Origin of the sequence: Kitasatospora sp. NPDC057936, assembly GCF_042887525.1 — a bacterium.
GTDB lineage: Bacteria > Actinomycetota > Actinomycetes > Streptomycetales > Streptomycetaceae > Kitasatospora.
Genome location: NZ_JBHVPD010000058.1, coordinates 40,938 through 67,615, shown reverse-complemented (window position 1 = coordinate 67,615; position 26,678 = coordinate 40,938). Strand labels below are relative to the sequence as shown.

The window sequence follows — 26,678 nt, the reverse complement described above, 5'->3', positions numbered from 1 at the left end:
TGGGGGCCCCGGCCCGTTTCCCCCCCCCCCCGGTAACCCCCCCCCCGGGCCCCCCCTCCCCCCTCCCCCCCCGGGGCGGGGGCCCCCGGGGGGCGCCCCCCCCCCCCGGCCCCGTGGCCGGGCGGAGCGGCTCAGGCCTTCTTCACCACGCTGGACTTGAGCTGCATCGCGCCGAAGCCCTCGATGCGGCAGTCGATGTCGTGGCCGTCGACGCCGTCGACGAGGCGGATGTTGCGGACCTTGGTGCCCGCCTTGATGCCGGAGACGCTGCCCTTGACCTTGAGGGCCTTGACGACGGTCACGGTGTCGCCGTCGGCCAGCACGTTGCCGACGGCGTCCTTGATCACGCGCTCGCCGACCGCGGCCGCAGCGCCCTCGCCGGCGCCGGCGGGGACCCACTCGTGGCCGCACTCCGGGCAGACCATGAGGGCGTTCATCTCATAGGTGTACTCGCTGGAGCACTGCGGGCACGGGGGAAGGTTGTCGCTCATGTGATCAGGATATCCAGTCGTTCTCAGGGGTGTTTTCCGAGGTCAGCGGGTGTCTGACGGCGGTTCTTCGAGGCGCGGTTGCGGAGCGCCGCAGCGCCGGGCGTATGTGCAGGCGCCGGCCCGTGGTGGCGGCTTCGGCGAGGACGGTCCGGAGCGCCGGCAGGTCGACGGTCCGCGGGCCGGCGGGAGCGCCGTGGTCGTCGTATTCGGTGATGGTGAAGTGCAAGGGCGGCCTTACTGCGGGATCGCGGTCGACGGGCTGAGCGGCAGGCGGACGTAGACGGTCTTGCCACCGTCCGGCGCGGGCTGGATCTTCAGGCCGCCGCCGAGGTGACGGACGAGGCCGGCCACGTCCGCCAGGCCGCCCGTGTCACCCGCGCGCGGGATGTCGGGCAAGCCCGGGTGCCCGTCGCGCACACCGGCTTCGAGGTGGGTGTCGGTCATGGCCAGCAGCAGGTCGAAGAACGGCGAGCGCGAACCGGCGTGCCGGACCACGTTGGTGACCAACTCGGTGATGGCGAAGACGGCGGCGTCGTGCACGACCGTCTTCGGCGGCACGCCCCACCCCGTGAGCACGGTGACCGTGATCCGACGGCTCGTCCGGGCGGCCGACCAGGTGCCGGCCAGGCTCATCCGGTAGCTGCGGTGGTGGTCGGCGGGCTCTGCCGGCTCGGCGGAGCGGTGGTCGCGGTACCGCCGATCGCGCCAGCGGCGGATCACCGTACACCCTCGGCGAGTTCGGTCAACGGGACGCTCCGGAGGGGCGGCCGGACACGGCCCGGCTGAGCAGGTGGGTACGGGCGAAGGCGATGGCCTCCGGCGTGCTGCCGAATATGTGCCCGTCGACGCGGAGCCGGTCGAGCACCCCGAGCGCGTCGAGGGGCCGATGGTGCTCGTCGCGGATGCCGGAGACGAGGACGAGCGTGCCGCGCCCCCGGAGTCGGGCGACGGCGTCGCCGAGGACGGTGGCACCGCTCGCATCGATCGCACTGACCCGCGACATGCGGAGGATCACGACCTTCGCCTCGGCGCCCTCGGTCAGCTCCAGCAGGAAGCGGTGCGCGGCCGCGAACAGCAGCGGGCCGTCGATGCGGTAGGCGACGATGTGCTCGGCGAGCAGCGCCCGCTCCTCGTCGTGGTGGTCGGCCGGGGGAAGGCCCGCGTGCAGCGGGACCCGCTCGACCCGGGCCGCCTTCGCCACCGCGGCGAGCGCCAGGGCACCGGAGACCAGCAGGCCGATCGCGACGGCGGTGACCAGGTCGAAGGCGAGCGTGGCGGCGGCGGTGAGGACGAGGACGGCGGCCTCGCCGCGCCCCGAGCGGGCGAGCGCGCGCAGCGAGCCGACCTGGACCATCCGTACCGCGGTCGCGATCAGCACCCCGGCGAGCGCGGCCAGCGGGATCCCGGCGACGAGCGGTGCGGCGGCGAAGACGATCACCGCGAGGACGGCGGCGTGGACGAGGGCCGCGAGCCTGGAGACGGCGCCGGAGCGGACGTTCACGGCGGTGCGGGCGATCGCGCCGGTGGCGGCGACGCCGCCGAACAGCGGGGCCGCGAGGTTGGCCAGGCCCTGGCCGAACAGTTCGCGGTCGCCGTCGTGGCGCTCGGAGACGGTCATCGCGTCGGCGGCGGTGGCGGACATCAGGGATTCCAGCGCGGCCAGCGCGGCGACGGCCAGGGCGGAGGGCAGCAGGGCCGGGACGGCCGAGAGGTCGAGGAAGTCGAGCGAGGGCGCCGGGAGGCCGGCGGGCACGTGCCCGATGGTGGCGACGGGGAGGCCGGCGAGCCCGGCGGTCACGGTCGCGGTGACGACGGCGATCAGCGAGAACGGCAGCGCGGGCCGCAACCGTCCGCCGACGAGCATCACGGCCGAGACCGCGAGGGTCACGCCGATCGCGGCCCAGTGCGGCGCGGCGGCGAAGTCGCGGGCCGCCTGCGCGGCGACGACGGCCGGGTTGTCACCCCCGGGCTTCCTCACGCCGAGCGCGCCGGGCACCTGCTGGAGGGCGATGACGCCGGCGATGCCGAGGGTGAAGCCCTCGACGACGGGCACGGGGACGTAGGCCATCCAGCGACCGGCGCGCAGCAGGGCGAGCGCGATGAGGACCGCCCCGGCGAGCAGCCCGACGGTGAGCACGCCGCCGGTGCCGTAGCGCGCGACGATCGGGACCAGGACGACGGTCATGGCGCCCGTCGGGCCGGAGACCTGGACGTCGGAACCACCGAAGACGGCGGCGAGTGCGCCCGCGACGACGGCGGTGGCCAGTCCGGCCTCGGCGCCGGCGCCGGAGGAGATGCCGAAGCCGAGCGCGAGCGGCAGCGCGACCACGGCCACCGTGAGCCCGGCGACCAGGTCCTTGCGGGGCGAGCGGCCCATGGTCGCGAGGAGCCGCCGGGTGGGCAGCACGGATCCGGCCCGGTCACGGACGGCGTCGAGGACCGCGCGGACGGCCATCGTTCAGCCCTCTCCTTGCTCTTCTTCGGCGGTGTGCGGCAGGTCGATCCCATGGGCGGACGCGATCCACAGCAGGGTGGCGACGCGCCCGGCGTAGGCCTGGGCTCCTTCGTCGTCCCGGTCGGCGCGGGCCTGCCGCAGCGCCTCGCGCGCCCGGGCCAGTTGTTCGCGCAGTTCCTCGTCGAACGCTGCGGTCACAGCCGTCCGCTCCTCTCCCCCGCCGTTTCCGGTCCAACGTCACGACAGCATGTATGGATATGAAGAATTTTTCAAGTCGCTGCTTTCGCATGTGATGGATTCCGACAGTAGCGATCTGTTGTGATCAGTAACGGTCAAAACGACGACCACGAAGCGCCCGGTGCCTACGCTCGGTGCACGGTCGGCAGACGGCCGGCCACGACGCGAGACGGTCGGGAGGACTTGTTCGGATGGCAGGCATCGAGGGCGCACTCAAGGACGCGATGGCGATCGACGGGGCGGTGGGCGTGGCCCTGGTCGACGCCACCAGCGGGATGGCGCTCGGCACGCTGGGCGAGGCCTCCGGCCTGGACCTCCAGGTCGCCGCGGCCGGCGCCACCGACGTCGTACGGGCGCAGCAGCGGGCGGCGGACGCGCTCGGGCTGCTCGGGGAGAAGCTGGAGGACAGCCTGACGACGCTCACCCGCCAGTACCACCTCGTGCGCCCGCTGACGTCGCCGGGAGGGAAGGGGCTGTTCCTGTACCTGGTGCTGGAGCGGACCCGGGCGAACCTGGCGATGGCGCGGCATCAGGTGCGGCGCATCGACGAGGAGCTGGTGGTCTGAGCCGGAGGGCGGGCCTTACGGCCGGGCGGGTCCCTCGGGCTGGGCGAGCAGGCCGTTGAGGAGCTCGGCCTGCTCGCTGATGACGCCGCCCAGGATGGCGCGGGCGACCCGCAGGAGCTCGGCGACCTGGGGGTTGGTGAGGCGGTAGTAGACGGTCGAGCCCTCGCGACGGGCGATCACCAGGTTGGAGCGGCGCAGCACGGCGAGCTGCTGGGACAGGTGGGAGGCTTCGACCCCGACCTCGGGCAGCATCTCGGCGACGGCGTGCTCGCGCTCGCTCAGCAGCTCCAGGACGCGGATGCGCACGGGGTGGCCGAGGGTTTTGAAGAACTCCGCCTTCAGCTGGTACAGCGGGGTGCCGACCACGGGAGGCGGGGTGGGCGTTTCGGCGTTCACGTCGTCACCGTCTCCGTCCGGGCCGATCGTCGTCGATCTCGATCGATCTTCGTCAAGGACTTGACCTTAGCAACCGACGGGACGGACGCGCAGGTCAGCCCCGTACCGGGCGGACGGCCCGGCCGCGCACCCGCCGCCGCCCCCAGGCACAACTCCAGGAGCGGCGGCGAGCCTGCATGCGCCCCCGCGACCATCGGGACGGATCGGACGTCGGAAGCGCCCGCGGCACCACACCGGCCACGCCCGCCCGGCGCGGGCCGAGAGACACCAACCACTGCCCGCGCCGGACACGGAGCGGACGGCACGGCCGTGCGGCACCACGGTGAGATACGCGTTTCCGCACCCGACCCCGCATGCAGTTGACGATATTAGCAACTGCTAAGGTCGTCATGCGCCAGCCCTCCGGAAGCGGGCCGGCGCCGCCAGGCCGCCCCGGAACCGACGCCGGGGCGGCCTCTCGCGTGCGCACCTCGGGGCCGGTGGTCAAGTCCGCGTGTCCGATGGTCATTTGAGCGGCTTTCCGCACTATCGAGTCGGCGGTGGTCCACCGCTGCTGCTCCGGTGGCGGATCTGGCATGATCGCCCCGTTGATTCGCATCGGCACCATGTGCCCGGATTTGGGACGGGCCAAGGGAGCGACCGGACCGGTCCGGCTCCTTGGCCGACCTCCCGGGCGGAAGGCGAGGAAGCCCGTGACACCGGCCGGCACCCGTTCGAGCGAAGTCGGGGCTCCCGCCTACCCGATGGCGCGGGAATGTCCGTTCCGCATGCCCGACGGCTACGACCGGTTGCGGGCGGAGGGGCCCTTGTCGCGGGTGACCCTCTACGACGGCCGGGAGGTCTGGCTGGCCTCCGGAAGTGCCGAGGGGCGGGCCCTGCTCCTCGATGCCCGGCTGTCCGTCAGCGTCCTGCACCCGGCTTTCCCCGCTCTGGCCCCGCAGTTCGCCGAGCAGTCGGCGGGCGGGTTCACGCCGCCGTTGAGCGGTGTGGACGATCCCGAGCACGCGCGCCAGCGGCGGCTCGTCATCCCCGCCTTCGGCGTCCGGCGGATCGCCGCGCTGCTCCCGGGGATCGAGCGGACCGCGGAGGCGCTCGTCGACGCGATGCTCGCCGGCGGGGACCGGGCCGACCTCGTCCCCGCCTTCTCCCTGCCGCTCGCGTGCGCGGCCAACCTCGCGCTGCTGGGCGTGTCCGAGGAGGACGGGCACGACATCGGGACGCGCAGCCGGCGCCTGCTCTCCCCCGCCGTCGGGGACGAGGCGGGGGCGGCGCAGCGGATCCTCGGCGAGATCCTCGACCGCCTGCGGGCCGTGGTCGCCCGCAAGGAGCAGCGGCCCGGCACCGGGCTGATCGACGAGCTGATCGCGGGACCGGTGGCGGAGGGCGGCATGGATCGGGATCAGCTCGTCGCGCTCTGCATGGTGCTCATGGCCAGCGGGGACGACAGCACGTCCAGCACCGTCGCCGCCTCGGTGTTCGCGCTGCTGGCGCACCCGGAGCAACTCGAACGGCTGCGCGGTGAACCGGGGTCGATCCCCGGCGCGGTCGACGAGCTCACCCGCCTCACGTCGGTGATCGACGTCCTGCCCCGCGTGGCCACGGCGGACATCGAAATCGCCGGGCACACGATCGAGGCGGGCGAGGGCGTCCTGGTCTCGCTCATGCTGATGAACCGCGACCCCGGCGCCTGGGAGGACCCCGATGCCCTGGACGTCGGCCGCCGGGCCGGGCGGCACGTCGCCTTCGGGTTCGGGGTCCACCAGTGCGTGGGCCAGAACCTGGCGAGGGCGGTGACCGGGACGGCGCTGAGCGTCCTGCTCCGCCGGGTTCCGACGCTCCGGCTGGCGGTGCCGGTCGAGCAGGTGAAGGCCGATCCCCCGTACGTGCTCCAGGGCGGCGTGTCCGAGCTGCCCGTCGCCTGGTAGGAGGCCCCATGGACGTCAACGGCAGCATCGAGATCGATGCCGGCCGCTGCATCGGCGCGGCGACGTGCACGCGGCTCGCGCCCGACGTGTTCACCCAGGACGACGACGGTGTCGCCGAGTTGCTCCCCGGCGGCGCGACGCGGGCTGACGACGCGCTGCTGCGGGAGGCGGTGCTCGGGTGCCCCGTCCAGGCGATCACCGTCCGCGCGAGCTGAACCGGCCCGACGCGAAGGGGTGAGCGGCCCCGCCGTGCAGCGCCGCGGCGGGGCCGCTCCGGCAGCCGGTCAGGCCGCCGCGCGGGCGGCCTTGGTGCGGGCGGCGTCGAAGACGGCGGCCGGGTTCCCGTAGTAGATCCACGGGCCCGCGATCTCCCGGCCCATCCCGCGGAACAGCTCCAGGGCCTGCGCCGGGCGGCCGTTCTCGATCAGGCCGTGGGCGATCCAGCCGCGGGACGGGACGGTGCCGGGGTGGGCCGGGTCGGCGGCCGCGAGGTCGGCCAGGGCCGCGTCCAGGGCGGCCGTGAACTCGGCGGACCGGTAGAGCGTGGCCGCGGACTTGTCGCGCAGCACCTGCTCCCAGTACGCCCGCAGCTTCAGCACCGTCAGCAGACTGCCGGCCGGCGCGCCGGCGATCGCCTCGTCGGCGAACCCGTGCATCAACTCGTCGCTGCCGCGCCACTTCGCGCACCAGTACTGCAGCGCGGCGGTGTGCGCGCCGAAGTGGTGGGGCTCGCGGGCCACGATCTCCGCCCACAGCTCGCGGTAGCGCTCGCGCGACCAGCCCTGGCCCATCGCGATCGCCTGCTGCGCCGCCCACGGGTTCGGGTCGTCGGCCGGGGCCAGCCGGATCGCCTCGTGCGACGCCTCCGCAGCCTCCTGCAGCACCTGGTGGAAGCCCGTGGCCTGTTCCCGGGTCACCTCGGAGGCGTACTGCCCGGTGCGGATCTCCCACGCCCGCTTGACCAGGGCATCGGTGTGCACCAGGGCGGCCTCGGGGCTGTCGGGCTGCTCCTTGCGCCACTGCCAGAGCCACAGGTCGTCGGTGGCCGCGAGCTCGCCGAACGGGTTCATCCGGGCGTAGCGGGCACTCCAGTCACCTTCATCGCCCGAGAGGTACGCGGCGGCGGGACGCCAGTCGCCCGCACGGGCCGCGTCCAGCGCGGCACGCGCCGCCGGGTCGGCGGGCTCGCTGCCCACCTCGACCAGCTCGGAGCGCGGCACCAGACCCGCCGCGGGCGCTTCTCGGCCCGCGTCGGCCTTGCGCTGCTTGTTCAGCCAGAGGCCCAGCCGGATGACGAGGACGAGGAGGGTGACGATGACGAACGGGTGGGGCATGAACCTGCTTCTCTACGAACTCCGTCGCACAGGTGTGCGTTCGGTGAAGATCGTAGCGTTCGGTCACCGGGCCCGGGTACGGGTTTTCCAGGCCGGCCGGCGCTCCCGGCACCCTGCTCACGGGCGCCTCATGGACGACTCCTAGGATCGGTCCGGATTCTTCGGCGGACGCCGTGCCTGACCGGCCGCGCCCGTCGTCCAAGGCCATGCACAACACGGCAGCACGGCTCCGCCGACGGCGATGGGGCCGCGCATCGAGGAGGAACGTCCATGCACGCCCGGAAGATCGGCGCGGCCGCCGCGACAGCGGTGGCGCTCCTGGCCGCCCGCGACCTCATGCAGAAGAAGCACGCGCTGCTCCGGAACTTCCCGGTGCTCGGCCACGCGCGGTACCTGCTGGAGACGATCGGGCCCGAGCTGCGGCAGTACATCGTGACCTCCAACGAGGAGGAGCGTCCCTTCAGCCGTGACCAGCGCACCTGGATCTACGCGTCGGCGAAGGAGGAGAACAACTACTTCGGGTTCGGCACCGAGGTCGACGTCGCGCACGTGCAGGGCCACGCCTACCTGAAGCAGCGCACGTTCGCCGGCGCCCTGCCCGACGCCCACGACCCGCAGGCCCCGCTGCCCTCGGCCAAGGTGCTGGGCGGGCCGCGCGGACGGGCGAAGGCCTTCCGGCCGGCGAGCGTCGTGAACATATCCGCGATGAGCTTCGGGTCGCTCTCCGGCGCGGCCATCACCGCGCTCAACAAGGGCGCGGCACTCGCGGGCACGATGCACAACACGGGCGAGGGCGGCCTGTCGCCGTACCACCGCAACGGCGGCGACCTCATGCTCCAGATCGGCACGTCGTACTTCGGCTGCCGCAACGAGGACGGCACCTTCAACCTCGACAAGCTCAAGGAGGTCGTCGCGAGCGCCCCGGTCAAGGCGATCGAGATCAAGCTCTCGCAGGGCGCCAAGCCGGGCCTGGGCGGCATGCTGCCGGGCTCGAAGGTGACCGAGGAGATCGCCGCGATCCGCGGCATCCCGGCCGGCCGGGACTGCGCCTCCCCGTCGCGGCACACCGCGTTCGGCGACGTCGACTCGATGCTCGACTTCGTCGAGCTGCTGGCCGCCGAGACCGGCCTGCCGGTCGGGATCAAGAGCGCCGTCGGCGAGCTGGAGTTCTGGCAGGAGCTGGCCACGCTGATGGCCCGCGGAGACCGCGGCGTCGACTTCGTCACCGTCGACGGCGGCGAGGGCGGCACCGGCGCGGCGCCGCGGATCTTCGCCGACTCGGTGGCGCTCCCGTTCCGGATGGGCTTCTCCCGCGTGTACGGGACCTTCGCCGAACTCGGGCTGACCGACGAGCTCACGTTCATCGGCTCCGGCAAGCTCGGCCTGCCCGAGAACGCCGCGGTCGCGTTCGCCCTGGGCGCCGACATGATCAACGTGGCCCGCGAGGCCATGCTGTCGATCGGCTGCATCCAGGCGCAGAAGTGCCACACCGACAAGTGCCCCACCGGCATCGCCACCCAGAACCAGTGGCTGGCCCGCGGCCTGGACCCGGCCTCGAAGTCCACCCGCGCCGCCGTCTACCTGCGCACGCTGCGCCGGGAGCTGCTCAAGGTCTCGGGCGCCCTCGGCGTCGCGCACCCGGGCCTCATCACGGCCAACGACATCGAGATCATGAACGGCGACTACGAGGCCCGCTCGCTGGCCGGCGTCTACGGCTACAAGGAGGGCTGGGGCGAGCTCGGCCCGCACCTCGCCAAGGAGATCACCGAGCTGCTCACCGCCAAGCCCGCCGTCTGACGCTCCGGCGCCGGCACCTACCGAGCCCTGCCACCGGGTCGACCCGGTGGCAGGGCTCGTGGCGTTCTCCGGGCGGAAGTTCCGTTGCCGGCCTGCGGGTTCGCGGGTTCTTCCGGTCGTCCTTCCGGTGAACCGTCCGGTGCTTCTTCCTGGTCCACCCGGCCGCCGCGATGTTCTGCTGAACGCGGTCAAGTGACCATCCCCCTCACCGAGGACAGGAAGGTGCCGCGTATGAACGACCCCAGTGCCCGAACCCCCCAGGAGATCTTCCGCAGCCACGGCAAGGCGCTCCTCGCCCAGGACCTCGACGGGATCGCCGCCAACTACGCCCCCGACGCGGCCTTCATCACCCCCGCCGGCGTCCGGCACGGCCGCGACGGCGTGCGCGAGGGCTTCGCCCGGCTGTTCGCCGACCTCCCGAAGGCCGAGTGGGACCTGGTGACCCAGACCTTCGAGGGCGACGTCCTCTTCCTGGACTGGTACGCCGACTCCGACACCAACCGGGCGCACGGCGTGGACACGTTCGTCTTCCGCGACGGGCTCATCCAGACCCAGACCGTCCACTACGCGCTGACCCCGAAGAGCTGAGGAGACCGACCATGAGTGGATTCCTGCGCACCCCCGGCTCCGTCGCGCGGCGCCTGCGGACCGCCGCCGTCGCCGCCGGCCTGGCCGCGGTCGGCGTGGCCGGCCTGCCCGCGACGCCGGCCTCGGCGGCCACCTGGACGCAGTCGGTGACCGGGCCGATGTACCTCACCAGCGGTGCCTGGCCCGATCACGACCTGTGCGCCAGTGCCACGGACGACAGCGTCCAGCTCCGGCAGTTCGACGCCTCCGACCCGTACTGCCAGTGGATCCGGATCGGGGACCGCGGCCACTTCGTGCTCTTCAACCCGAAGAAGCAGAAGGTCGCGAGCTATGTGGGCGGCAACGAGGGCGCGATCACGATGCAGACCCTCAACTACCCGACGCCTTACCTCCAGTTGTTCGCCTGGGGCGGCGCCGAGGACTGGGGCGCCTACGCCCTGCAGTCCTTCGAGGACAACGGACAGAACGTCGACGCCAAGGACCCGAACAGCGACACCCCGCGCACCGACGGGGTGCACACCCGGGGCTGGCGGCACGGCTACCAGCGCGAGTTGACCTGGAACGAACTTCCGGTCGCCGCGCCCGGTATCGACCGGTCCGTCGCGGCGCTCCAGGCGTACCAGACCTACCTGAACGGCACACTGGGGAACGGCGCACCGGACGAGACCGCCTGCGTGACGGAGGGCGCCCCCGTGCGGTCGGCCGCCAACAACCTGTTCGTGTCGGCCGAACTCGCCCGCGGCGGCGACGCCTACGCCGGGCTGCGCGCCCGCGCCGGCGGTGTCGGCCCGTGGGAGCAGTACAACCTGTGCCGCAACAACCGCAACGGCCTGTACGCGATCCGGTCGGCCGCCAACGGGAAGTTCGTCTCGACCGAGCTCGCCTACGGCGGCACCGACTACGCCGAACTGCGCGCCCGCGCCGACGTCCTCGGCCCGTGGGAGCAGTACACCGTCGAGGCCGTGGGCGGCGGCACCTACGCCGTCAAGTCGGCGGCCAACGGGAAGTACGTGTCCGCCGAGCTCGCCTACGGCGGGGACAGCTACGGCGAGCTGCGCGCCCGGGCCGACGGCATCGGGCCGTGGGAGCAGTTCCGGTAAGGAGACCCGCTGAACGGGCTCGGACCTCCCCGGAGCGGGAGGTCCGAGCCCGCACGTCGCCTACCGCGCGTACGCTCCCAGGGCCGCCCGGTCGGTCACGCCCAGCGTGCGGCCGATGCGTTCCAGCATGCCGCTCACGTCCTGCGGGGTCAGCAGCAGCGCCTGGGCGGCCTGGCGGTCGCTGTGACCGGCGCCGACCAGCTCCAGCAGCCGGTGCTCGGTCAACGACAGGGCCGGGGCCGGGGCCCGTTCGGCCGCCGGCCGCACCCCCACGGCGGCCAGCGCCCGGCGGACCCGGCCGGCCAGCAGGACGCTGCCGCAGGTGTCGGCGAGGTCCAGCGCCTCGGTGAGGACGTGGCGGGCCTCGCCGGTCTCACCGGCACGGGCCAGGACGACGCCCAACTCGTGCCGAGCCCGGGCAAGTTCGAGCCGGGCCGGGGAGCGCTCCAGCACGGTGACCGCCTCGCGCAGCAGGGCCTCCCCCTCGGGGCCGCCCACGACGACACCCAGGCAGCGCGACGCCACGCCGATCACCCGATCCGTTCCCCACCGGTGAGCCAACTCCAGCTCTTCGGTCGCGAGTTGGAACGCCTCTTCCCGCTGCCCGAGCGCCAGGTGCAGCAGCGCGGCACGCGAACGCCAGGGCGTCATGGCCAGGTTGGACACCCGCGCCCGCTTCTCCTGCGCGCCGTACTCCAGCAGGAGGGCCAGCGCGGCCGCCGGATTGCGCCGCGCCGCGTGCAGGCGGCTGCGGGCGAGGACCATCGGGCCCTGCCACGTCCAGCCCACCCGCTCGGTGTCGGCGTCCGGCACCAGGACGCCCGCCGCCGCGGCGAGCTCGCCGCGCTCGATCAGCGCCTCCCCCGTCTGGGCCATCAGCGCCAGCCGCACCCGGGGCTCCAGGCCCTCCCCCGCCGTCGTGGCGGGATGACCGAAGTCCGGCGTGAGGGCGGGAACGTGCCCCCGGCGAAGCCGGACCGTCAGCTGCCACACCATCGCCGCCGACACCATCAGGAACGAGCCCCAGCGCCCGCCCACCTCGGCGATGTGGTCGAAGCGGGCCGCCGCGTCGTCGAGCCGGTCGGTGGTGACGAAGGACAGGCCGACCAGGCTCACGAGCATCTGCGCCTGGTCGACGCCCGCCAGGCCGCCGCGAAGGGCCCGGTCGAGGAGGTCGTCGGTGACCGCCGCGCTGGCGTCGCCGGTGACGCCCGAGGCGGACAGCGCGGCCAGGACCGCGCACTCACCCGGCGTGTCACCGGCCAGCTTCTCCTCCCACAGCCGGGCCGCCTGCTCACGGGCCGCCGGGAGGGTGGCGAGCTGCTCGTAGCCGATCACCAGCATCTGGGCCTGGAGGTACCGGGACACCTCGCGGGCGAGCCCGGTGCCGTCCTCGGCCTGCCGCAGGTCCTCCACCGCGCGGGTGACGACCTCGACCGCCTCCGCGTGCCGGTGGTCGAGGAACAGGGCGTTGGCGAGCAGGTAGGCCGCCTCCGTCCGGGCGTACGGGTCCGTCAACGCGGCTGATGCCTGGGCCAGTTGGTGCCTGGCCGCGGTGACGTCGACCTGGAGCTCGGCCGCACCCAGCTCCAGGAGCAGCGGGCCGCGCCGGTCGGCGGGCATCGGCTCCCGCAGGGCGCGGCGCAGGTAGGTCGCGGTGACCTCGGGCGCGCCTCGGCCGCGCGTGACCCGTGCCGCCTCGCGCAGCGCATCCACGCGCCAGGCCTCGCCGCTCGGTTCGGCCAGCAGCAGGTGGGTGGCCACCGCGTCCTCGCCCGCGCCCTCGCGCCGTAACAGGTCGGCCGCCTGCGCGTGTGCGGCGGCCGATTCCACCGGGGTCATGACGGCCTCGGCGATCGCGGCCCGGACCAGGGGGTGGTCGAAACGTGCCGCCTCGCCGGTCGCCAGCACGCCGATCCGCCGCAGTCGGCGGCCGTGTTCCCGGGCCTGCGCCTCGCCCAGGCCGGCCAGTTCGGCCGCGAGGTGCCAGGCGGCCCCGTCCCCCAGGACGACCAGGGAGCGGGCCAGACGACGGGTCGGCTCCGGCTGGTCCGCCAGCCGCTTGACGACGGTGGCCGCCAGGATCCGGCCCCGGAACTCCTCGACGAGTGGCGCCCGGCCGTCCCCGGGCTCGACCCCGTTGTCGGCCAGGGTGCGCAGCAACTCCCGCAGGAGCAGCGGGTTTCCCTGGCACGCCTCGGCGCAGGCGGCGACGAACCGTGACCCGGCGCGGCGTCCCAGGCTCGCCTCCACCAGCTCGGCGATGCCGTCGGCGTCCAGCGCGGGCAGGTCGACGGGCCGGCAGTCCGGCTGTCCGGCGATCCGCTCCAGGAACGGCTCGGCCTCGGTCCCGCTGTGCGGCCGGGCTGCGAGGACCAGCAGCAGCGGCAGGCCGCTCAGGCGCCGTGCCAGGTAGTCCAGCCAGCGGACGGACGGGCCGTCCGCCCAGTGGGCGTCGTCGACCACGAGGGCGACCGGCCCGTCGTCCGTGACGTGCACCATCAGCCAGTACAGGCTGTGCAGGACGCCCAGGGACGCCTCGGGCGACAGGCCTCCGCCCTCGCCGTCCACGCGCAGCGCGTGTGCGGCCGGCGCCGCGGGGCCCGAGAGCAGCCGCTCCCGCCCGTCCGCTCCGGCTCGGGCCAGCAGCGGCTCGGCCAGCTGCCGCAGCACCGCGAAGGCGAAGTCCCGCTCCAGCTCTCCCCCGGCGGCCCGGACCACCCGGAATCCGCGCGCCTGCTCGGTGGCGGCCCACGCGTTCAGCAGCGTGGTCTTCCCCATGCCCGCGCTCGCGAGGACCAGCACGGCTCCGCCCCGGCCGGCCCGGGCATCGTCGGCCGCGCGTTCCAGGGCCGCCAACTGGGCTTGTCGGCTGAGCAGTTCGGGTACCGTCGCGCACTGGTCAACGGGTGGACCGGCCTGCCCGCCGGAGCGGCCGGCGGCGAACAGCGCGGCGGCCTCCGCCTCCGCCAGGCCCAGCGCCGACACCAGCACCTCCAGGGTGCGGCGCTGCGGCCGCTCCCGGCGGCCCCGCTCCAGATCCCTGATCGATCTGGCCGCCAACCCCGCGGCCTCGGCAAGTTCCTCCTGAGTCAGTCCCGCAGCACGCCGCAGCTCCCGCAGCAGCCGGCCCAACGTCGTCACCCACACACCCCCACACCCGGGTCACCCCAGTGGCTACTCCCCGGTAACAAGTCGGGACCCTACCGGGCGAGGTGATCTTCCGGGGCGGCTTGACGAGAACTTGCCAGAAGAGACCGCGTGGCTACCCGCGAGCGATGCGGGCGAGGAGCGGAGCGGCGCCGTCCTCCGCGGCGATCCCACGGGCGAGCTCGGCCGCACCGCGGCCGTGGGACGGGTCGGCGGGCAGGCCAAAGAGGGCGCGTAGCCGGGTCGCTGCACCTGCGAAGGCACGTTCGGCGCGCTGCAGCACGTCCCGGCCCGCGGCGAGGTTACCTGCGCCGGTGTCCCGAGCGTTGGGCAGCGGGAATTCGGCGGTGGCGATCGCCGGCACGAGATAGGTACCGATGACGGGGACGCCGAGCGCCTCGCCCGCCGTCCGGCCGAGCGGTGCCGGGCCGAAGGCGGTGAGCAGCAGGTCGGTCCCGTCGGCCACCGCGTCCGCGACCCCGTCGGCGAGTCCGTCCGCGTACGCCCTCGTCAGCACCCGGACCTCCTCGCGCGACGCGGCCCGGGCGCGGTCCCGGATCAGCCCGTGCGGGTCACCCGGCACGGGCCGGAAGCCGAGGCCGCACCCGCCGACGAGCGCGGCGAAGGACGGGTGGGCGGCCACGGCCACCTGGTGGCCCGCTTCCAGCAGGCGGCGCCCCAGGCCCGTGTACGGCGCGACGTCTCCCCGGGAACCGGCGGTGATGATCAGAATGCGCATGCGGCGATTCCGGCAGGCTCAGAACGCGTCGTCGGGCATCTCGACCGTGGTGCGGTCCAGGCTTTCCAGGAGCTTGAACTGCGCCTCGGTCTTGGGCAGTTCGTAGCGGAAGAAGAACCGGCAGGCGTGGCGCTTCCCCTCGTAGAACGGCCCGCTGCCGGCGTCGGCGGCGAGGAGCTGCTCCAGCCACAGCCACGCGACGACGGTGTGGCCCACCGCTTCGAGGTAGATGCTCGCGTTGGCCAGGGCCGTCTCCGGGTCACCGGTCGACCACAGCCGCCGGGTGACCGAGACGACGCGCTGGGCGGCCTCGTCGAGCCGCGCCGCGTACTCGGCCGCGTCGCCGCCGACGCCCTTGGCGCGGGCGATCGTCGCATGCACCGTCTCCACGAGCAGGCGCAACCCGGCGCCGCCGTCCATGACGACCTTGCGGCCGAGCAGGTCCAGGCCGTGGATGCCGTGGGTGCCCTCGTGGATGGGGTTGAGCCGGTTGTCGCGGTAGAACTGCTCGACGTCGTACTCGCGGGTGTAGCCGTAGCCGCCGTGCACCTGGATGGCGAGGCTGTTGGCCTCCAGGCACCACTGGGAGGGCCAGCTCTTGGCGACGGGCGTGAGGACGTCCAGCAGGAGCTTGGCGCGGGCCCGGTCCTCGGGGGACGCGCCGGTGCGCTCCTCGTCGAGGAGGCGGCCGCAGTACAGGACGAGCGCCAACGCGCCCTCCGCGTAGGACTTCTGGGCGAGCAGCATGCGGCGCACGTCGGCGTGGGCGATGATCGGCACCTGGGGCGCGTCCGGGTCCCTGCCGGTGAGCGGACGGCCCTGGGGGCGGGTGCGGGCGTAGTCCAGGGCGTGCAGGTAGCCGGTGTAGCCGAGCGCGGTGGCACCGAGTCCGACGCCGATCCGGGCCTCGTTCATCATGTGGAACATGTAGGCCAGTCCGCGGTGCGGCTCGCCGACGAGGTGCCCCACGGCGCCGGGCCCGCCGCCCGGCCGGTGGACGCCCTCGCCGAAGTTGAGCAGGGTGTTGGTGGTCCCCCGGAAGCCCATCTTGTGGTTGAGCCCGGCGAGCACGACGTCGTTGCGCTCGCCGGCCGAGCCGTCGGCGGCGACCAGCACCTTGGGCACGATGAACAGCGACAGGCCCTTCACGCCGGGCGGCCCGCCGGGGATCCTGGCCAGCACCAGGTGGACGATGTTCTCGCCGAGCTCGTGGTCACCGCCCGAGATCCACATCTTGTTCCCGAACAGCCGGTACGTGCCGTCGCCCTGCGGCTCGGCCCGGGTGCGGATGTCGGCGAGCGAGGAGCCGGCCTGCGGCTCCGACAGGCACATGGTGCCGAAGAACCGTCCCTCCAGCATGGGCCGGACGTAGGTGTCGACCTGCTCCCGGCTGCCGTGCGCCAGCAGCAGGTTGGCGTTGCCCGCCGTGAGGAACGGGTAGCCGGACGTCCCCGGATTCGCGGCCTGGAACCACGCGAAGCAGGCGCTGGCCACGACGGAGGGCAGCTGCGCGCCGCCGACCTCGTAGTCCATCGCGCTGCCGAGCAGGCCCGTGCCGGCGAAGACGGCCAGCGCCTCCTTGACCTCCGGGATCAGGTGGACCCGCTCGCCGTCGAAGCGCGGCTCCTCGGCGTCGTTCCGCTTGTTGTGCGGCGCGAAGTGCCGGGTGGCGACCTGCTCGCTGAGGTCCAGGGCCGCGTCGAAGGTCTCGCGCGAGTGGTCGGCGTAGCGCGGCCGCCCGGTGAGCGACGGGACGTCCAGCCATTCGTACAGCAGGAAGTCGAGGTCGCGGCGGGAGAGGAGCAGAGAGGTCATGGCATCGTGCCTTTCAACTCGACGAGCTCCGCCCGAGGCTACCCGAGCCCGAATCCGGTGTCGGGGCCCGCGTCCGGGACTGAAGGGGGCAGGCTGGGGGAAGGGCTCGGTCACACCCGGCACCCATCAGAGTCAGGAGTTCGGCATGAGTGAACCGCTCGACTTCAACGCGAGGACCATCGCGGAGTTCCGAGCGAACGGCGGCTTGGTCGGCGGGCCCTTCGAGGGGGCTCCGCTCGTCCTGGTGCACCACCGCGGACGCACGAGCGGCAAGGAGTACGTCGCCCCGATGATGTGCCTGCCGCACGACGACGACCCGGACGTCGTCTACGTCTTCGCCAGCAAGGGCGGAGCACCCACCGATCCGGACTGGTACCGCAACCTCACCGCCGCCGGCGAGGGCACCGTCGAACGCGGGACGGAGACGTACCGGGTGTCCGTGCGCGAGCTGACCGGCGACGAACGCGACCGCGTGTACGCCGAGCAGGCCCGGCGCTACCCGGGCTTCGCCGAGTACGCCCGCCAGACCGCCGGCATCCGCGTCATCCCGGTGCTCGAACTGACCCGCGCCTGATCCGGGGCCCCGGACCTCCGCCGGGGCCGCGCGGTCGTACCGGGGCGCACGCCCGACTCCCCACCGGATCGGCTCCGGCGTTCCGGTGGGGCGTCGCGTGCCGGGCCGGCCCGTCAGGCGGTGGGCTCCTCGGCCGGCGGGGTGCCGCGCAGGCACAGGTTGCGGTTGTTGTACTCGCTGCGTCCGGTGACGTCGGTGCCGAACCAGTCCGGGGGCTCGAATGCCGTCGCCTCGGCGGTGCTGTCGAATTCGACCTCGACGGTGAGCAGGCCCGCAAGGGCGCCCTCGTAGGTGTCGAGTTGGGCGGTGCGGCCGTCCTCCAGCGGGACCTCGGTGCGGACCTTGGTCAGCCGGGCGCCCTCGGTGGCGGGCCACAGGGCCGCGACCTGCTCCTCGTCCAGGGCGGTCTCGTACTCGGCGCGCTCCAGGCCGCCGCCGTGCTTGACCGTCAGCATGGAGCCCTCCGGCGTCCGGCGGATCCGCACCTCGGAGTCGCCGCCGCGGGTGAGGTAGCCCTGGCTGATGGCCGTCGAGGCGGCACCGGCCGTCCCGGGGACGCGGTCGACCAGGAACTTGCGCTCGATCTCGCTCGGCATCCGGTTTCCTTTCCTCGTGCTCAAGACCGGTCGTCAGGCGGCCGACGTCGTATGCCGAGCTTGTGGGGCGCCGGTCGGTCTCCGGGCCCGGCTCATCCCGGGAGCGAGGACGCCCCGCCGATCGCGGCGAGCAGTTGGAACGGCAGCTCCCGGTCCCCCTGGCCGATGGCCAGGGCGAGCCACCGGTCGGAGGAGGGTGGCTGCCACAGCTGCATGCTGCCGGCGAGGTTGCACAGGAAACCGAGCGGCTCCGGGGCCACGAACTCGGGGTCCGGATGGTCGAACCCGAGATACGGCCACAGGTCGACCGTCGCGGGGCTGCCCCAACGGGCGGTCAGAGCGGCGGCAAGCGCGTCGAGATCGGCTTCCAGCTCCTTCTCGGCCGCCTCGACGACCTCCTCGCTGCGGTCGTCCCAGAAGTCCCGGCTCTCCCGGAGCACGGCCACGTGGAATCCGGGCCCACTCCACCCGTCACCTTTCTCCGGCTTGCCCTCCTGCTCGGGGAACGGCAGGGCACTCAGTTCATCGATGATCGACAGCTGGGCTTCGGTGAAGCCCGTCGACCGGTGCTGGCTCGCCATGGACGAAGCCTAACGTGCACCCGGCCCCGGCGGCCCGTCCATCTCGGAACAACAGTGGCCTCACCATGACCAACTGAGACAGATTCATCAACGGTCCCCTTATATGGACATAAGAGACACTCAATGAACAAACTTTGCCGATTCGATATGCAATTTGGTCATCCAGCCCGAACACTTCTGCGATCTTGGAAAGGCAAAACCCTTTACCATTGCTATTCACGGAGTAAACTCTCTTGCCATCGAGGAAGCAGGCCTCGTCCCGGTTCGGGGGCGGGGCCTTCACCACGCGCGGGCTGCGGCGGACAGCCGTCGTAGCCGCGCTCGCGATGCTGGTCGAGACGGGGGTCGCGCTCGACGCGATCACCGCCGAGGCCCAAGCCGCGCCCGCGAACGCCAAGGCGCCGGCCACCGCGCCGGTCAACGAGGCACCGGACGCCGCGTCCGCGCTGCTGGCCGCGCGGCTCAACGGACGCCGGATCGAGGTCACCGGCGCCAGGACCGCCACCACCACCCTCTGGGCCGACCCCGAGGGCACGCTGACCCAGGACACCGCGACCGGACCGGTCAGGGTGAAGGTCGGCGACGCCTGGGTCCCCGTCGACACGACGCTCGTGGAGACGGCGGACGGCAAGGTCGCGCCGAAGGTCCACCCGGAGGGCCTCGTGTTCGCCGGCGGCGACGCCACGGTGAAGACCGGAGACCCGGTCGCCCCCACGACCCCCGCCTCCACGGCCCCGGCCGCCGCCGACACCACCCGGGCCAGCCGCAGCGAAGCCCGCGCGCAGGACGGTCCGTTCACCACACCCGCAAAGCCCGCCGACGCCGCAAAGCCCGCCGAGCGCGAGCTGGTGACGATCGGCACCGGGGAGCAGCAGGTGCAGTTCGGCTGGCTCGGCCGGCTGCCCAAGCCCAGGCTGGAGGGCAGCAAGGCGACCTACGCCGACGCCCGCCCGGGTGTGGACCTCGTCCTGGAGGCCACCCGGACCGGCTTCGAGCAGTTCCTGATCGTCAAGGACCGCTCGGCCGTCTCGCAGGCCGGCACGATCACGCTCCCGGTCGACACCAGCGGTCTGGACGTGATCCGCAAGGACGACGGCTCGATCGAGCTGACGGAGCGTCCCTCCGGCAAGGTCCAGGCGAGGATCCCCGCCCCGGTGATGTGGGACGCGACGGTCGACCCGAACTCGCAGGAGCACACCCGGCGCGCGCCGGTGGCGATGGAACTGCGCGGCTCCGGTGCCGACGCCGAGCTGGTGTTCACCCCGGAGGCGGGCTTCCTCGCCGACCCGGCGACCAGCTTCCCGGTGACGATCGACCCCGCGCTCACCGTCGGGCCGTCCTTCGACACCTTCGTCCAGCAGGGCTACGCGACCGACCAGTCGTCGGCCGTCGAGCTGAAGCTGGGCAACAACGGCAGCGGCCAGGTCGCCCGTTCGTTCCTGCACTTCCCCGAGGGGCCGTACCACGGCAAGCACATCCTCTCGGCGAAGCTGAACCTCTACAACTGGCACTCGTGGTCGTGCGAGCCCTGGTCCTGGGAGGTCTGGGACACCGGCCTCGCGTCCACCGCCACCCGGTGGACCAACCAGCCGGGCTGGAACAAGATGTGGGCGGTCAGCAACAAGACGGCCGGCAACGAGACGGCCGGCTGCGGCAACGCCTGGGTCAGCCAGGACGTGACGAGCCTGGTCGCCGCGTGGTCCGACAACGGCTACACCAACAACGCGCTCGGCCTGCGCGCCTCCACCGAGACGAGCCCGTACTCGTGGAAGCGCTTCGACTCCGCCGAGGGCTCCAACCCGCCGTACCTGTCGGTCACGTACAACACGGTCCCGACGGCCCCGCCGGCGGTGGACGTGTTCCCCGCGCACCAGGGGAACCCGCGCTACACCTCCTCGGCCACGCCCACCTTCCAGGTGCTGGCCAGTGACCCCGACGGCGGCGGCCGGGTCGGCGCCGACTTCGACCTGTACCGTGCGGGCGTGTTCGTCAAGCGCGTCTACAAGGAGGTCCCGAACGGCAGTTACGCCCAGGTGAAGCCGGCCGACTTCGGGATCGCGAAGCTCGACGAGGGCGTCACCTACTCGATGGGCGCCCGCCTCTGGGACGGCACCGACAACTCGCCGTGGGCGCCGCAGGACGTGGTCGTCGTCGCCGACACCACCAAGCCCGGCGCGCCCTTCGTCACCTCGCCCGACTACCCCTCGGACGAGGCCTGGCACGGCGCCGCGGGCCAGGCCGGGCGCTTCACGCTGACCCCGCCGGCCGGCACCGGTGACGTGATCGGCTACGTCTACACCCTGGACGGCAAGTCGCCGACGACGGTGGACGCGACCGGGGCGACCACCGCCTCGATCACCCCGCCCACCGACGGCACGCACGTCCTGAAGGTGCAGACGAAGGACCGCGCCGACAACCTCTCGGACCCGGCCGTCCACACCTTCAGGGTCGGCAAGGCGGGCGTCGTCTCGCCCGTGGACGGCACTCAGGCCGCGAAGCGCGTCAAGCTCGCGGTCGACGCCCAGACCCAGTTCACCCGGGTGACCTGGCAGTACCGCCGCGGCCCCGGCGCCGCCGAGTTCGACGTCCCGGCGGCCCACCTCGCCAAGGCCGACAACACGCCCGTGACCGGCACCCGGCCGCGGCTGGCCGAGCTCGGTGGCCACGCCAACTGGTCGGTGCTGGAGTCGCTCGGCCGGGTCGGCGGCGTCGTGCAGGTGCGCGCGCTGCTCTACACCGACAAGGACACCGACGCCGCGTACCCGACCGCCTGGTCGACCTTCACCGCCGACCCCAACGCCGACGGCGCGGCCGGCACCGAGGTCGGTCCGGGCTCGGTCAACCTGCTCACCGGCGACTACTCGGTCGACGTCACGGACACCGACGAGTTCGGCATGGCCACCAAGCGCTCCTCCTCCTCGCGCGGCACCGACCGCGGCTGGCAGGAGCAGGGCGAGCGGCTGACGGCCAACCAGCAGCAGGTGTCCACCGACACCACCGGCTTCCTGGCCACCCCGGGCACCGCCCTGCGGGCCACCGACCGGGGCCAGGGCTCCTCGACCGACTCGCTCAAGGTGCTGCCGGACGCCAACAAGTCCGGTGACACGTACGCGCTGCTCGGCGGCTCGGGCGGCCTGCAGCTGGGCATGAAGCCCGGCCGCACCTACCGGGTCAAGGCCTGGGTCTACGTGCCGTCCACGACCGGCCTGACCGCCGGGTACGACGACCGCGGCATGCGGATCGTCGTCGTCCACGGCAAGACCGGGGCGCTCACCACCACCGTCTCCCGCAAGGCGCCGTACACCGACGCCTGGGCGGAGCTCACCACCGACGTCACACTCGCCGCGGACGCCACCGAGGCGCAGGTCCGGCTCTACAACGGGCACTCGGACAACGCCGACCGGCCCGTGTACTTCGACAACATGTCGGTGCGCGAGCTCGTCGCGCCGTTCGGCCCGCAGTGGGCCGGCGGGGCGCAGGGCGAGGCGGCCGAGTACGTCTCGCTCGCCTTCCCGGGCGCGGACGCCGCGGTGCTCAAGGCCACCGACGACACGTCGGTCACCTTCGCGCGGGCGCAGGACGGCACGCTCTACCCCGAGCCGGGTGCCGAGCACCTCGGCCTGAAGGCGACCGGCGCCACCTACACGCTGACCGAACTGGACGGCTCCACCACGGTGTTCGCCCGCCAGGGCGAGTCCGACGTGTACGCCGTGCAGTCCTCCACCGGCCCGGACGCCGCGTCCACGACCCGGTACGTCTACGACTCCACCGACCGGCGCGCGGTGGTCAAGCGGGTGATCGCGCCCGTGGAGCCGGGCGTGGACGACGCCAACGGCTGCGCCGTCGACCCGCTGCCGCGCGGCTGCGAGGTCACCGACTACGACTACGCGACCGCCACCACGGCCGTCGCCGGCACCCCCGGCGACTTCACCGACCGGGTGCGGGCCGTCAAGGTCTGGTCGTGGAACCCGGTGACCGCCAAGCAGGAGGCCGTCGAGGTCGCACACTACGCGTACGACGAGCGCGGCCGCCTCGCCCGGGTGTGGGACCCGCGCCTGGCCCAGCCGCTGAAGACGGCGTACGGCTACGACGACGCCGGCCGGGTCACCCGGATATCCCCGGCCGGGGACCTGCCGTGGGACTTCGACTACGGCAAGGCCGCGGCCGACCAGGACCCGGGCCGGCTGCTGAAGGTCCGCCGGGCCTCGCTGGCACCGGGCAGCAAGGACCGGGTGGACGGCGAGATCGCCACCACGGTGGTCTACGACGTGCCGCTGACCCGCGGCGCGGGCGGCCCGTACGCGATGTCGGGTCCGGACGTCGCGGCCTGGGCCCAGACCGACGCGCCGACCGACGCCACCGCGGTGTTCGGCCCCGAGGACGACCCGGGCACCGGCACCGCTTCGGCCGCCAGGCCGGGCCCCGACGGCTACCGGGCCGCCACCGTGCACTACCTCGACGCCTCCGGCAGCGAGGTCAACACCGCGACCCCGTCCGTCACCCCCGGCGGTGACATCGACACCAAGGAGTACGACCGCTACGGCCACGCGGTCCGCGCCCTGGACGCGACCGACCGGTCCATCGCCATCGGCACGCACCCCGACACCGAGCGGTTCGTCGCGGAACTCGGCCTGCCGGCCGACTCCGCCTCCCGCGCCCGGCTGCTGGACCACCGGACGGTCTACTCCCCGGACGGCCTCGACGTCGTCGAGACGCTCGGCCCGGTCTACCGCGCCTCGCTCGCCGAGCAGGTCGAGGGCCAGAGCGCGCCGGTGTCCGTCGCGGCCGAGGGCGAGAGCCTCGTCCAGCTCGGCGCGACCGACCCGCTGCGGGTGCAGACCCTCGCGCAGTGCTGCGCCGGGGCCGGCTGGTCCGGCGGCGCGCACGTGTTCTTCGGCGCGAACGAGGTCGGTGACAACGCGTCCTTCCGGGTCTCCGTGCCGGAGGAGGGCGAGTACCAGCTGACCGCGCTGCTGACCAGGGCCGCGGACTACGGCGTGGTCCAACTGTCGATCGACGGCCAGAACGTCGGCGGCACCTTCGACGGGTACAACCCGACCGTCACCACCAGCTCCTACACGGCGGGTTCGACGGTCCGGCTCGCCCGCGGTGACCACGAGCTGCGGCTCACCGTCACCGGGAAGAACCCGGCCGCGGTCACGCCGTACTACCAGGCGGGCCTGGACCGGGTCACCCTGACCAAGACCACGCTCAACCCGACCCTGCCGGCCGGCACCCCGGTGCTCGCCCGGGACCACAACACCAACACCTACGACGAGGGCAGGCCGGACGGCAGGACGTACCACCTGGTCACCAGCTCCACCGACGGCGCCCGCATCGACGGCTACGCCGCCGACGTCGAACTGCGCGTCACGAAGCACGGCTACGACGCGCCGATCGGCGGTGTCCCCGGGTGGCAGCTGCGGGTGGCCACCTCGGTCACCACCGACGCGCTCGGTGCCAAGCCGACCGCCTACCTGAAGTACGACGCGGCCGGCCGCGCGCTGGAGTCCCGCAAGCCCGACGGCACCGGCGCCGACGCGAGCACCGTGAAGTCGGTGTTCTACACGGCCGGTGCCAACCCGGACGACGCCCTGTGCGGCAACCGGCCCGAGTGGGCGGGCAGCCCCTGCGCCACCCTGCCCGGCGGTCCGGTCACGGGCGCGGACGGCTCCCGGATGCCGACCACCCTGCCGGTCAAGCGGATCACCCGGTACTCGCCGTTCGGCGAGCCGGAGGAGACGACGGAGACCAACGCCGGCAAGACCCGCAAGACCGTCACCACCTACGACGGGGCGGACCGGGTCACCTCCACCGAGATCACCTCGGACGAGGGCCAGGCACTGTCCAAGGTCACCACCGAGTACGACCCGGCGACGGGCGACGCGGTCAGGACCACCACCGACGGCAAGTCGCTGACCCGCGTCATGGACGCGCTCGGCCGGCTGATCTCGTACACGGACGCCGACGGCGGCACCACCACCACGGAGTTCGACCGGTTCGGCAAGCCGGTCAAGGTCACCGACCCGACCGGGTCCACCACGTACGCCTACGACCGCGCGAAGGAGCCGCGCGGGCTCGTCACCTCGGTCAGCGACAGCGTGGCGGGCGAGTTCACCGCCGCGTACGGTCCGGACGGCCAGCTGGTCGAGCAGACCTACCCCGGCGGCATCGTCCGCCGCGACACCTTCAACGCGGTGGGCGAAGCCACCGGCCGCACCTACACCCGCACCTCCGACAACACGGTCGTCTGGGCGCAGACCAGCGACGTCTCCACCCAGGGCCAGGTGGCCCGCAACACCAGCTCCACCGCCACCCGCACCTACCAGTACGACCGGCTCGGCCGGCTGGTGAAGGCCCAGCAGTCCAGCACCACCAGCGGCTGCGTCACCCGGCAGTACGCCTTCGACGCCCACTCCAACCGGCTCTCGAAGACCACCACGCCGGCCGCGGCGGACGGCTCCTGCGCCACCACCGGCGCGGTCGCCGAGAACCACGCCTACGACAGCGCCGACCGGCTCACCGACGCCGGCTACGCCTACGACGCCTTCGGGCGCACCGTGAAGACCGCCACCGGCGCGACCGACACCTACTGGGCCAACGACAAGGTCGCCGCCCAGGAGAAGGGGGACACCCGGCAGCAGTGGGCGCAGGACGCCGCACACCGGCCGACCGCCTACACCACCGCCAGGAAGCAGGCCGGCGGCAGCTGGTCCAACCTCACGTCGAAGCTGAACCACTACGGCGACGACTCCGACGAGGTCCGCTGGACCGTAGAGGACACCACCCAGGGCACCGTCACCCGCAACGTCTCGGGCCCGGACACCGACCTCGTCGCGACCACCGGCAGGACCGGTGACGTCCAGCTCCAGCTGACCGACCTCTTCGGCTCGGTGGTCGTCACCACCGACACCGCCCTCACCAGGCCGGTCGTGCTGGACTTCGACGAGTTCGGCGTCCCGCAGGACGGCCAGGCCGCCGTGCGGTTCGGCTGGCTGGGCGGCAAGGAGCGCTCCGCCGAGGCGCAGGACGGCGTCATCCTGATGGGCGCCCGCCTCTACAGCCCGGCCCTGGGACGCTTCCTGCAGGTCGACCCGGTGCCGGGCGGCAACGCCGGCCCGTACGACTACTGCACCGGCGACCCGGTCAACTGCACCGACCTCGACGGCAACTGGGGCATGCCCAAGTGGCTGAAGAAGACGGTCCACGTGGTGGCCAGGGTCTCCGAGGTCGCCTCGTACATCCCCGGCCCGATCGGTGCGGCGGCCGCGGCCGTCTCGTCGATCTCCTACGCCGCGACGGGCAACTGGCGCAAGGCGGCGGAGATGGGCGTCACCGCGCTGTCCGGACTGGTCGGTGCCAACACCGCGGTGAAGGGCGCCTTCACGGCCGTCCGCGCGAGCCGGGCGGCCGGGCGGGCCGGGCGGTTCGCCTCCCGGGCGCGCTCGGTGTTCCGCAGCTCCGGCTGCAACTCCTTCGCCCCGGACACCCCGGTGCTGATGGGCGACGGCTCGCAGCTGCCGATCGGTCAGGTCCAGGTCGGCGACTACGTGATGTCCACGGACCCGGGGACCGGCGGGTCCCGGCCCGAGCCGGTGCTCAACGTCATCGTCGGCTACGGCACCAAGCACCTGGTCGACATCCAGGCCGGCCCGGACGGCGGCCAGCCGCTGCGGGCGACCGCCGAGCACCCGCTCTGGGTCACCGGCAAGGGCTGGACGGACGCGGCCGCAGTCGAGGCCGGCGACGCCCTGATCGCCCCGGACGGCACGGTCAGCGACGTGACCCGGGTCAACGACCTCGGCTTCGTCGTCGACCAGCTGGTCTTCAACCTCACCATCGGTGACCAGCACACCTTCTCCGTCCAGGTGGGTGACAGCTGGGCGCTCTCCCACAACAAGTCCGCCGCGTGCCAGATCTCGATGCAGAAGCAGGCCCGGCACGTGCGGGGGACTCCGGAGTACCACCGGGAGGTGAAGAAGCGCGGCGGCCTCTCGACCTTCCACGGTTGGAAGTCCGCCCGCCGGTTCGTCGAGCACGCGTGGCGGCATGGGAAGGTGATCGAGAAGAAAAAGGGCAAGGAGGTTCGTGAGCTCGAGTTCGGTTTCGGCGTCGGCACCAACGCCAAGGGGCGGACGCAGACGAAGGTCCGCGTCCACCGGGACGCGAAGGGCAAGATCCACGGACACCCGTCAGGCCGGGGGTACTGACCCCTTCTGACACCTTGATCGACCGGGCCCGGGGCCCCCCCGGCACCGACCCCGGCGCCGGGGCCGCCCCCCACCCCCCCAACCGTCGCGTGTAGAAAAAACCATCCCACGCGACCGAGCATTT

Annotated in this window: 19 protein-coding genes; 8 read left to right on the top strand and 11 right to left on the bottom strand. The window is 73.1% G+C overall.

The window, feature by feature from the left end; translation table 11 throughout:
• Positions 1–131: 131 nt before the first annotated feature.
• The 4 genes from ACFVU9_RS27290 to ACFVU9_RS27275 form a co-directional block, all read right to left on the bottom strand.
• A complete protein-coding gene (locus ACFVU9_RS27290) occupies positions 132–491 on the bottom strand; it encodes a zinc ribbon domain-containing protein YjdM (RefSeq protein WP_387597748.1) in 360 nt (119 codons plus the stop codon).
• Between the two features lie 234 nt (positions 492–725).
• Positions 726–1,211, bottom strand: coding sequence for an ATP-binding protein (locus tag ACFVU9_RS27285; RefSeq protein ID WP_387597745.1), 486 nt, complete (start codon positions 1,209–1,211; stop codon positions 726–728).
• A gap of 22 nt (positions 1,212–1,233) precedes the next feature.
• On the bottom strand, positions 1,234–2,946 hold the full coding sequence (locus tag ACFVU9_RS27280) for a SulP family inorganic anion transporter (RefSeq protein WP_387597742.1): 1,713 nt from the start codon (positions 2,944–2,946) through the stop codon (positions 1,234–1,236).
• 3 nt (positions 2,947–2,949) lie between these two features.
• The gene (locus ACFVU9_RS27275) at positions 2,950–3,144 is read right to left on the bottom strand and encodes a hypothetical protein (RefSeq protein WP_380499082.1); all 195 of its coding nucleotides are present in this window, start codon (positions 3,142–3,144) and stop codon (positions 2,950–2,952) included.
• A gap of 230 nt (positions 3,145–3,374) precedes the next feature.
• Between ACFVU9_RS27275 and ACFVU9_RS27270 the strand changes: the two genes are divergently transcribed.
• Positions 3,375–3,749, top strand: a complete 375-nt coding sequence (locus tag ACFVU9_RS27270) for a hypothetical protein (RefSeq protein WP_359970277.1) — start codon at positions 3,375–3,377, stop codon at positions 3,747–3,749.
• 15 nt (positions 3,750–3,764) lie between these two features.
• On the opposite strand, the gene ACFVU9_RS27265 is transcribed toward ACFVU9_RS27270, so the two are convergent.
• Positions 3,765–4,145, bottom strand: coding sequence for an ArsR/SmtB family transcription factor (locus tag ACFVU9_RS27265; RefSeq protein ID WP_387597739.1), 381 nt, complete (start codon positions 4,143–4,145; stop codon positions 3,765–3,767).
• Positions 4,146–4,960: 815 nt separating this feature from the next.
• Between ACFVU9_RS27265 and ACFVU9_RS27260 the strand changes: the two genes are divergently transcribed.
• The gene (locus ACFVU9_RS27260) at positions 4,961–6,070 is read left to right on the top strand and encodes a cytochrome P450 (protein WP_387597760.1); all 1,110 of its coding nucleotides are present in this window, start codon (positions 4,961–4,963) and stop codon (positions 6,068–6,070) included.
• An 8-nt stretch (positions 6,071–6,078) separates the two neighbouring features.
• A complete protein-coding gene (locus ACFVU9_RS27255) occupies positions 6,079–6,285 on the top strand; it encodes a ferredoxin (protein WP_380445901.1) in 207 nt (68 codons plus the stop codon).
• A 69-nt stretch (positions 6,286–6,354) separates the two neighbouring features.
• Here ACFVU9_RS27255 and ACFVU9_RS27250 read toward each other — a convergent pair whose 3' ends face one another.
• A complete protein-coding gene (locus ACFVU9_RS27250; RefSeq protein ID WP_387597736.1) occupies positions 6,355–7,404 on the bottom strand; it encodes a hypothetical protein in 1,050 nt (349 codons plus the stop codon).
• A 270-nt stretch (positions 7,405–7,674) separates the two neighbouring features.
• Between ACFVU9_RS27250 and ACFVU9_RS27245 the strand changes: the two genes are divergently transcribed.
• The 3 genes from ACFVU9_RS27245 (at position 7,675) to ACFVU9_RS27235 (ending at position 10,889) form a co-directional block, all read left to right on the top strand.
• The gene (locus ACFVU9_RS27245) at positions 7,675–9,201 is read left to right on the top strand and encodes an FMN-binding glutamate synthase family protein (protein ID WP_380445903.1); all 1,527 of its coding nucleotides are present in this window, start codon (positions 7,675–7,677) and stop codon (positions 9,199–9,201) included.
• Positions 9,202–9,432: 231 nt separating this feature from the next.
• Positions 9,433–9,789 carry a nuclear transport factor 2 family protein gene (locus ACFVU9_RS27240; protein WP_380445904.1) on the top strand — a complete coding sequence of 119 codons (357 nt, stop codon included), beginning with the start codon at positions 9,433–9,435 and terminating at the stop codon, positions 9,787–9,789.
• Positions 9,790–9,800: 11 nt separating this feature from the next.
• On the top strand, positions 9,801–10,889 hold the full coding sequence (locus ACFVU9_RS27235) for an RICIN domain-containing protein (RefSeq protein ID WP_387597731.1): 1,089 nt from the start codon (positions 9,801–9,803) through the stop codon (positions 10,887–10,889).
• A 60-nt stretch (positions 10,890–10,949) separates the two neighbouring features.
• Here the strand turns inward: ACFVU9_RS27235 and ACFVU9_RS27230 are convergent, their stop codons facing one another.
• The 3 genes from ACFVU9_RS27230 to ACFVU9_RS27220 all read right to left on the bottom strand — a co-directional run bounded on the left by ACFVU9_RS27230 (position 10,950) and on the right by ACFVU9_RS27220 (position 16,593).
• Entirely contained in the window at positions 10,950–14,033 is a 3,084-nt protein-coding gene (locus ACFVU9_RS27230) for an ATP-binding protein (protein ID WP_387597729.1), read from the bottom strand.
• Positions 14,034–14,154: 121 nt separating this feature from the next.
• Positions 14,155–14,778: a glycosyltransferase gene (locus tag ACFVU9_RS27225; RefSeq protein ID WP_387597726.1), complete on the bottom strand. Its 624-nt coding sequence runs from the start codon at positions 14,776–14,778 to the stop codon at positions 14,155–14,157.
• Positions 14,779–14,796: 18 nt separating this feature from the next.
• The gene (locus tag ACFVU9_RS27220; RefSeq protein ID WP_387597723.1) at positions 14,797–16,593 is read right to left on the bottom strand and encodes an acyl-CoA dehydrogenase; all 1,797 of its coding nucleotides are present in this window, start codon (positions 16,591–16,593) and stop codon (positions 14,797–14,799) included.
• Between the two features lie 145 nt (positions 16,594–16,738).
• On the opposite strand from ACFVU9_RS27220, the gene ACFVU9_RS27215 reads away from it, so the two are divergent.
• Positions 16,739–17,167 (top strand): nitroreductase family deazaflavin-dependent oxidoreductase, encoded by a 429-nt coding sequence (locus ACFVU9_RS27215; RefSeq protein ID WP_380445910.1) that lies wholly within the window; start codon positions 16,739–16,741, stop codon positions 17,165–17,167.
• 113 nt (positions 17,168–17,280) lie between these two features.
• On the opposite strand, the gene ACFVU9_RS27210 is transcribed toward ACFVU9_RS27215, so the two are convergent.
• Positions 17,281–17,763, bottom strand: a complete 483-nt coding sequence (locus ACFVU9_RS27210) for a CYTH domain-containing protein (protein ID WP_387597720.1) — start codon at positions 17,761–17,763, stop codon at positions 17,281–17,283.
• A 92-nt stretch (positions 17,764–17,855) separates the two neighbouring features.
• Complete coding sequence (locus tag ACFVU9_RS27205; protein WP_387597718.1) at positions 17,856–18,344, bottom strand: hypothetical protein; 489 nt, start codon at positions 18,342–18,344, stop codon at positions 17,856–17,858.
• Positions 18,345–18,577: 233 nt separating this feature from the next.
• Between ACFVU9_RS27205 and ACFVU9_RS27200 the strand changes: the two genes are divergently transcribed.
• Positions 18,578–26,554: a DNRLRE domain-containing protein gene (locus tag ACFVU9_RS27200; protein ID WP_387597715.1), complete on the top strand. Its 7,977-nt coding sequence runs from the start codon at positions 18,578–18,580 to the stop codon at positions 26,552–26,554.
• Positions 26,555–26,678: the final 124 nt, after the last annotated feature.

Coding starts and splice junctions, on each gene's coding strand:
- ACFVU9_RS27290 (WP_387597748.1), bottom strand. CDS start 491: ATGAGCGACAACCTTCCCCCGTGCCCGCAGTGCTCCAGCGAGTACACC.
- ACFVU9_RS27280 (WP_387597742.1), bottom strand. CDS start 2,946: ATGGCCGTCCGCGCGGTCCTCGACGCCGTCCGTGACCGGGCCGGATCC.
- ACFVU9_RS27270 (WP_359970277.1), top strand. CDS start 3,375: ATGGCAGGCATCGAGGGCGCACTCAAGGACGCGATGGCGATCGACGGG.
- ACFVU9_RS27255 (WP_380445901.1), top strand. CDS start 6,079: ATGGACGTCAACGGCAGCATCGAGATCGATGCCGGCCGCTGCATCGGC.
- ACFVU9_RS27250 (WP_387597736.1), bottom strand. CDS start 7,404: ATGCCCCACCCGTTCGTCATCGTCACCCTCCTCGTCCTCGTCATCCGG.
- ACFVU9_RS27245 (WP_380445903.1), top strand. CDS start 7,675: ATGCACGCCCGGAAGATCGGCGCGGCCGCCGCGACAGCGGTGGCGCTC.
- ACFVU9_RS27240 (WP_380445904.1), top strand. CDS start 9,433: ATGAACGACCCCAGTGCCCGAACCCCCCAGGAGATCTTCCGCAGCCAC.
- ACFVU9_RS27235 (WP_387597731.1), top strand. CDS start 9,801: ATGAGTGGATTCCTGCGCACCCCCGGCTCCGTCGCGCGGCGCCTGCGG.
- ACFVU9_RS27225 (WP_387597726.1), bottom strand. CDS start 14,778: ATGCGCATTCTGATCATCACCGCCGGTTCCCGGGGAGACGTCGCGCCG.
- ACFVU9_RS27220 (WP_387597723.1), bottom strand. CDS start 16,593: ATGACCTCTCTGCTCCTCTCCCGCCGCGACCTCGACTTCCTGCTGTAC.
- ACFVU9_RS27215 (WP_380445910.1), top strand. CDS start 16,739: ATGAGTGAACCGCTCGACTTCAACGCGAGGACCATCGCGGAGTTCCGA.
- ACFVU9_RS27210 (WP_387597720.1), bottom strand. CDS start 17,763: ATGCCGAGCGAGATCGAGCGCAAGTTCCTGGTCGACCGCGTCCCCGGG.
- ACFVU9_RS27205 (WP_387597718.1), bottom strand. CDS start 18,344: ATGGCGAGCCAGCACCGGTCGACGGGCTTCACCGAAGCCCAGCTGTCG.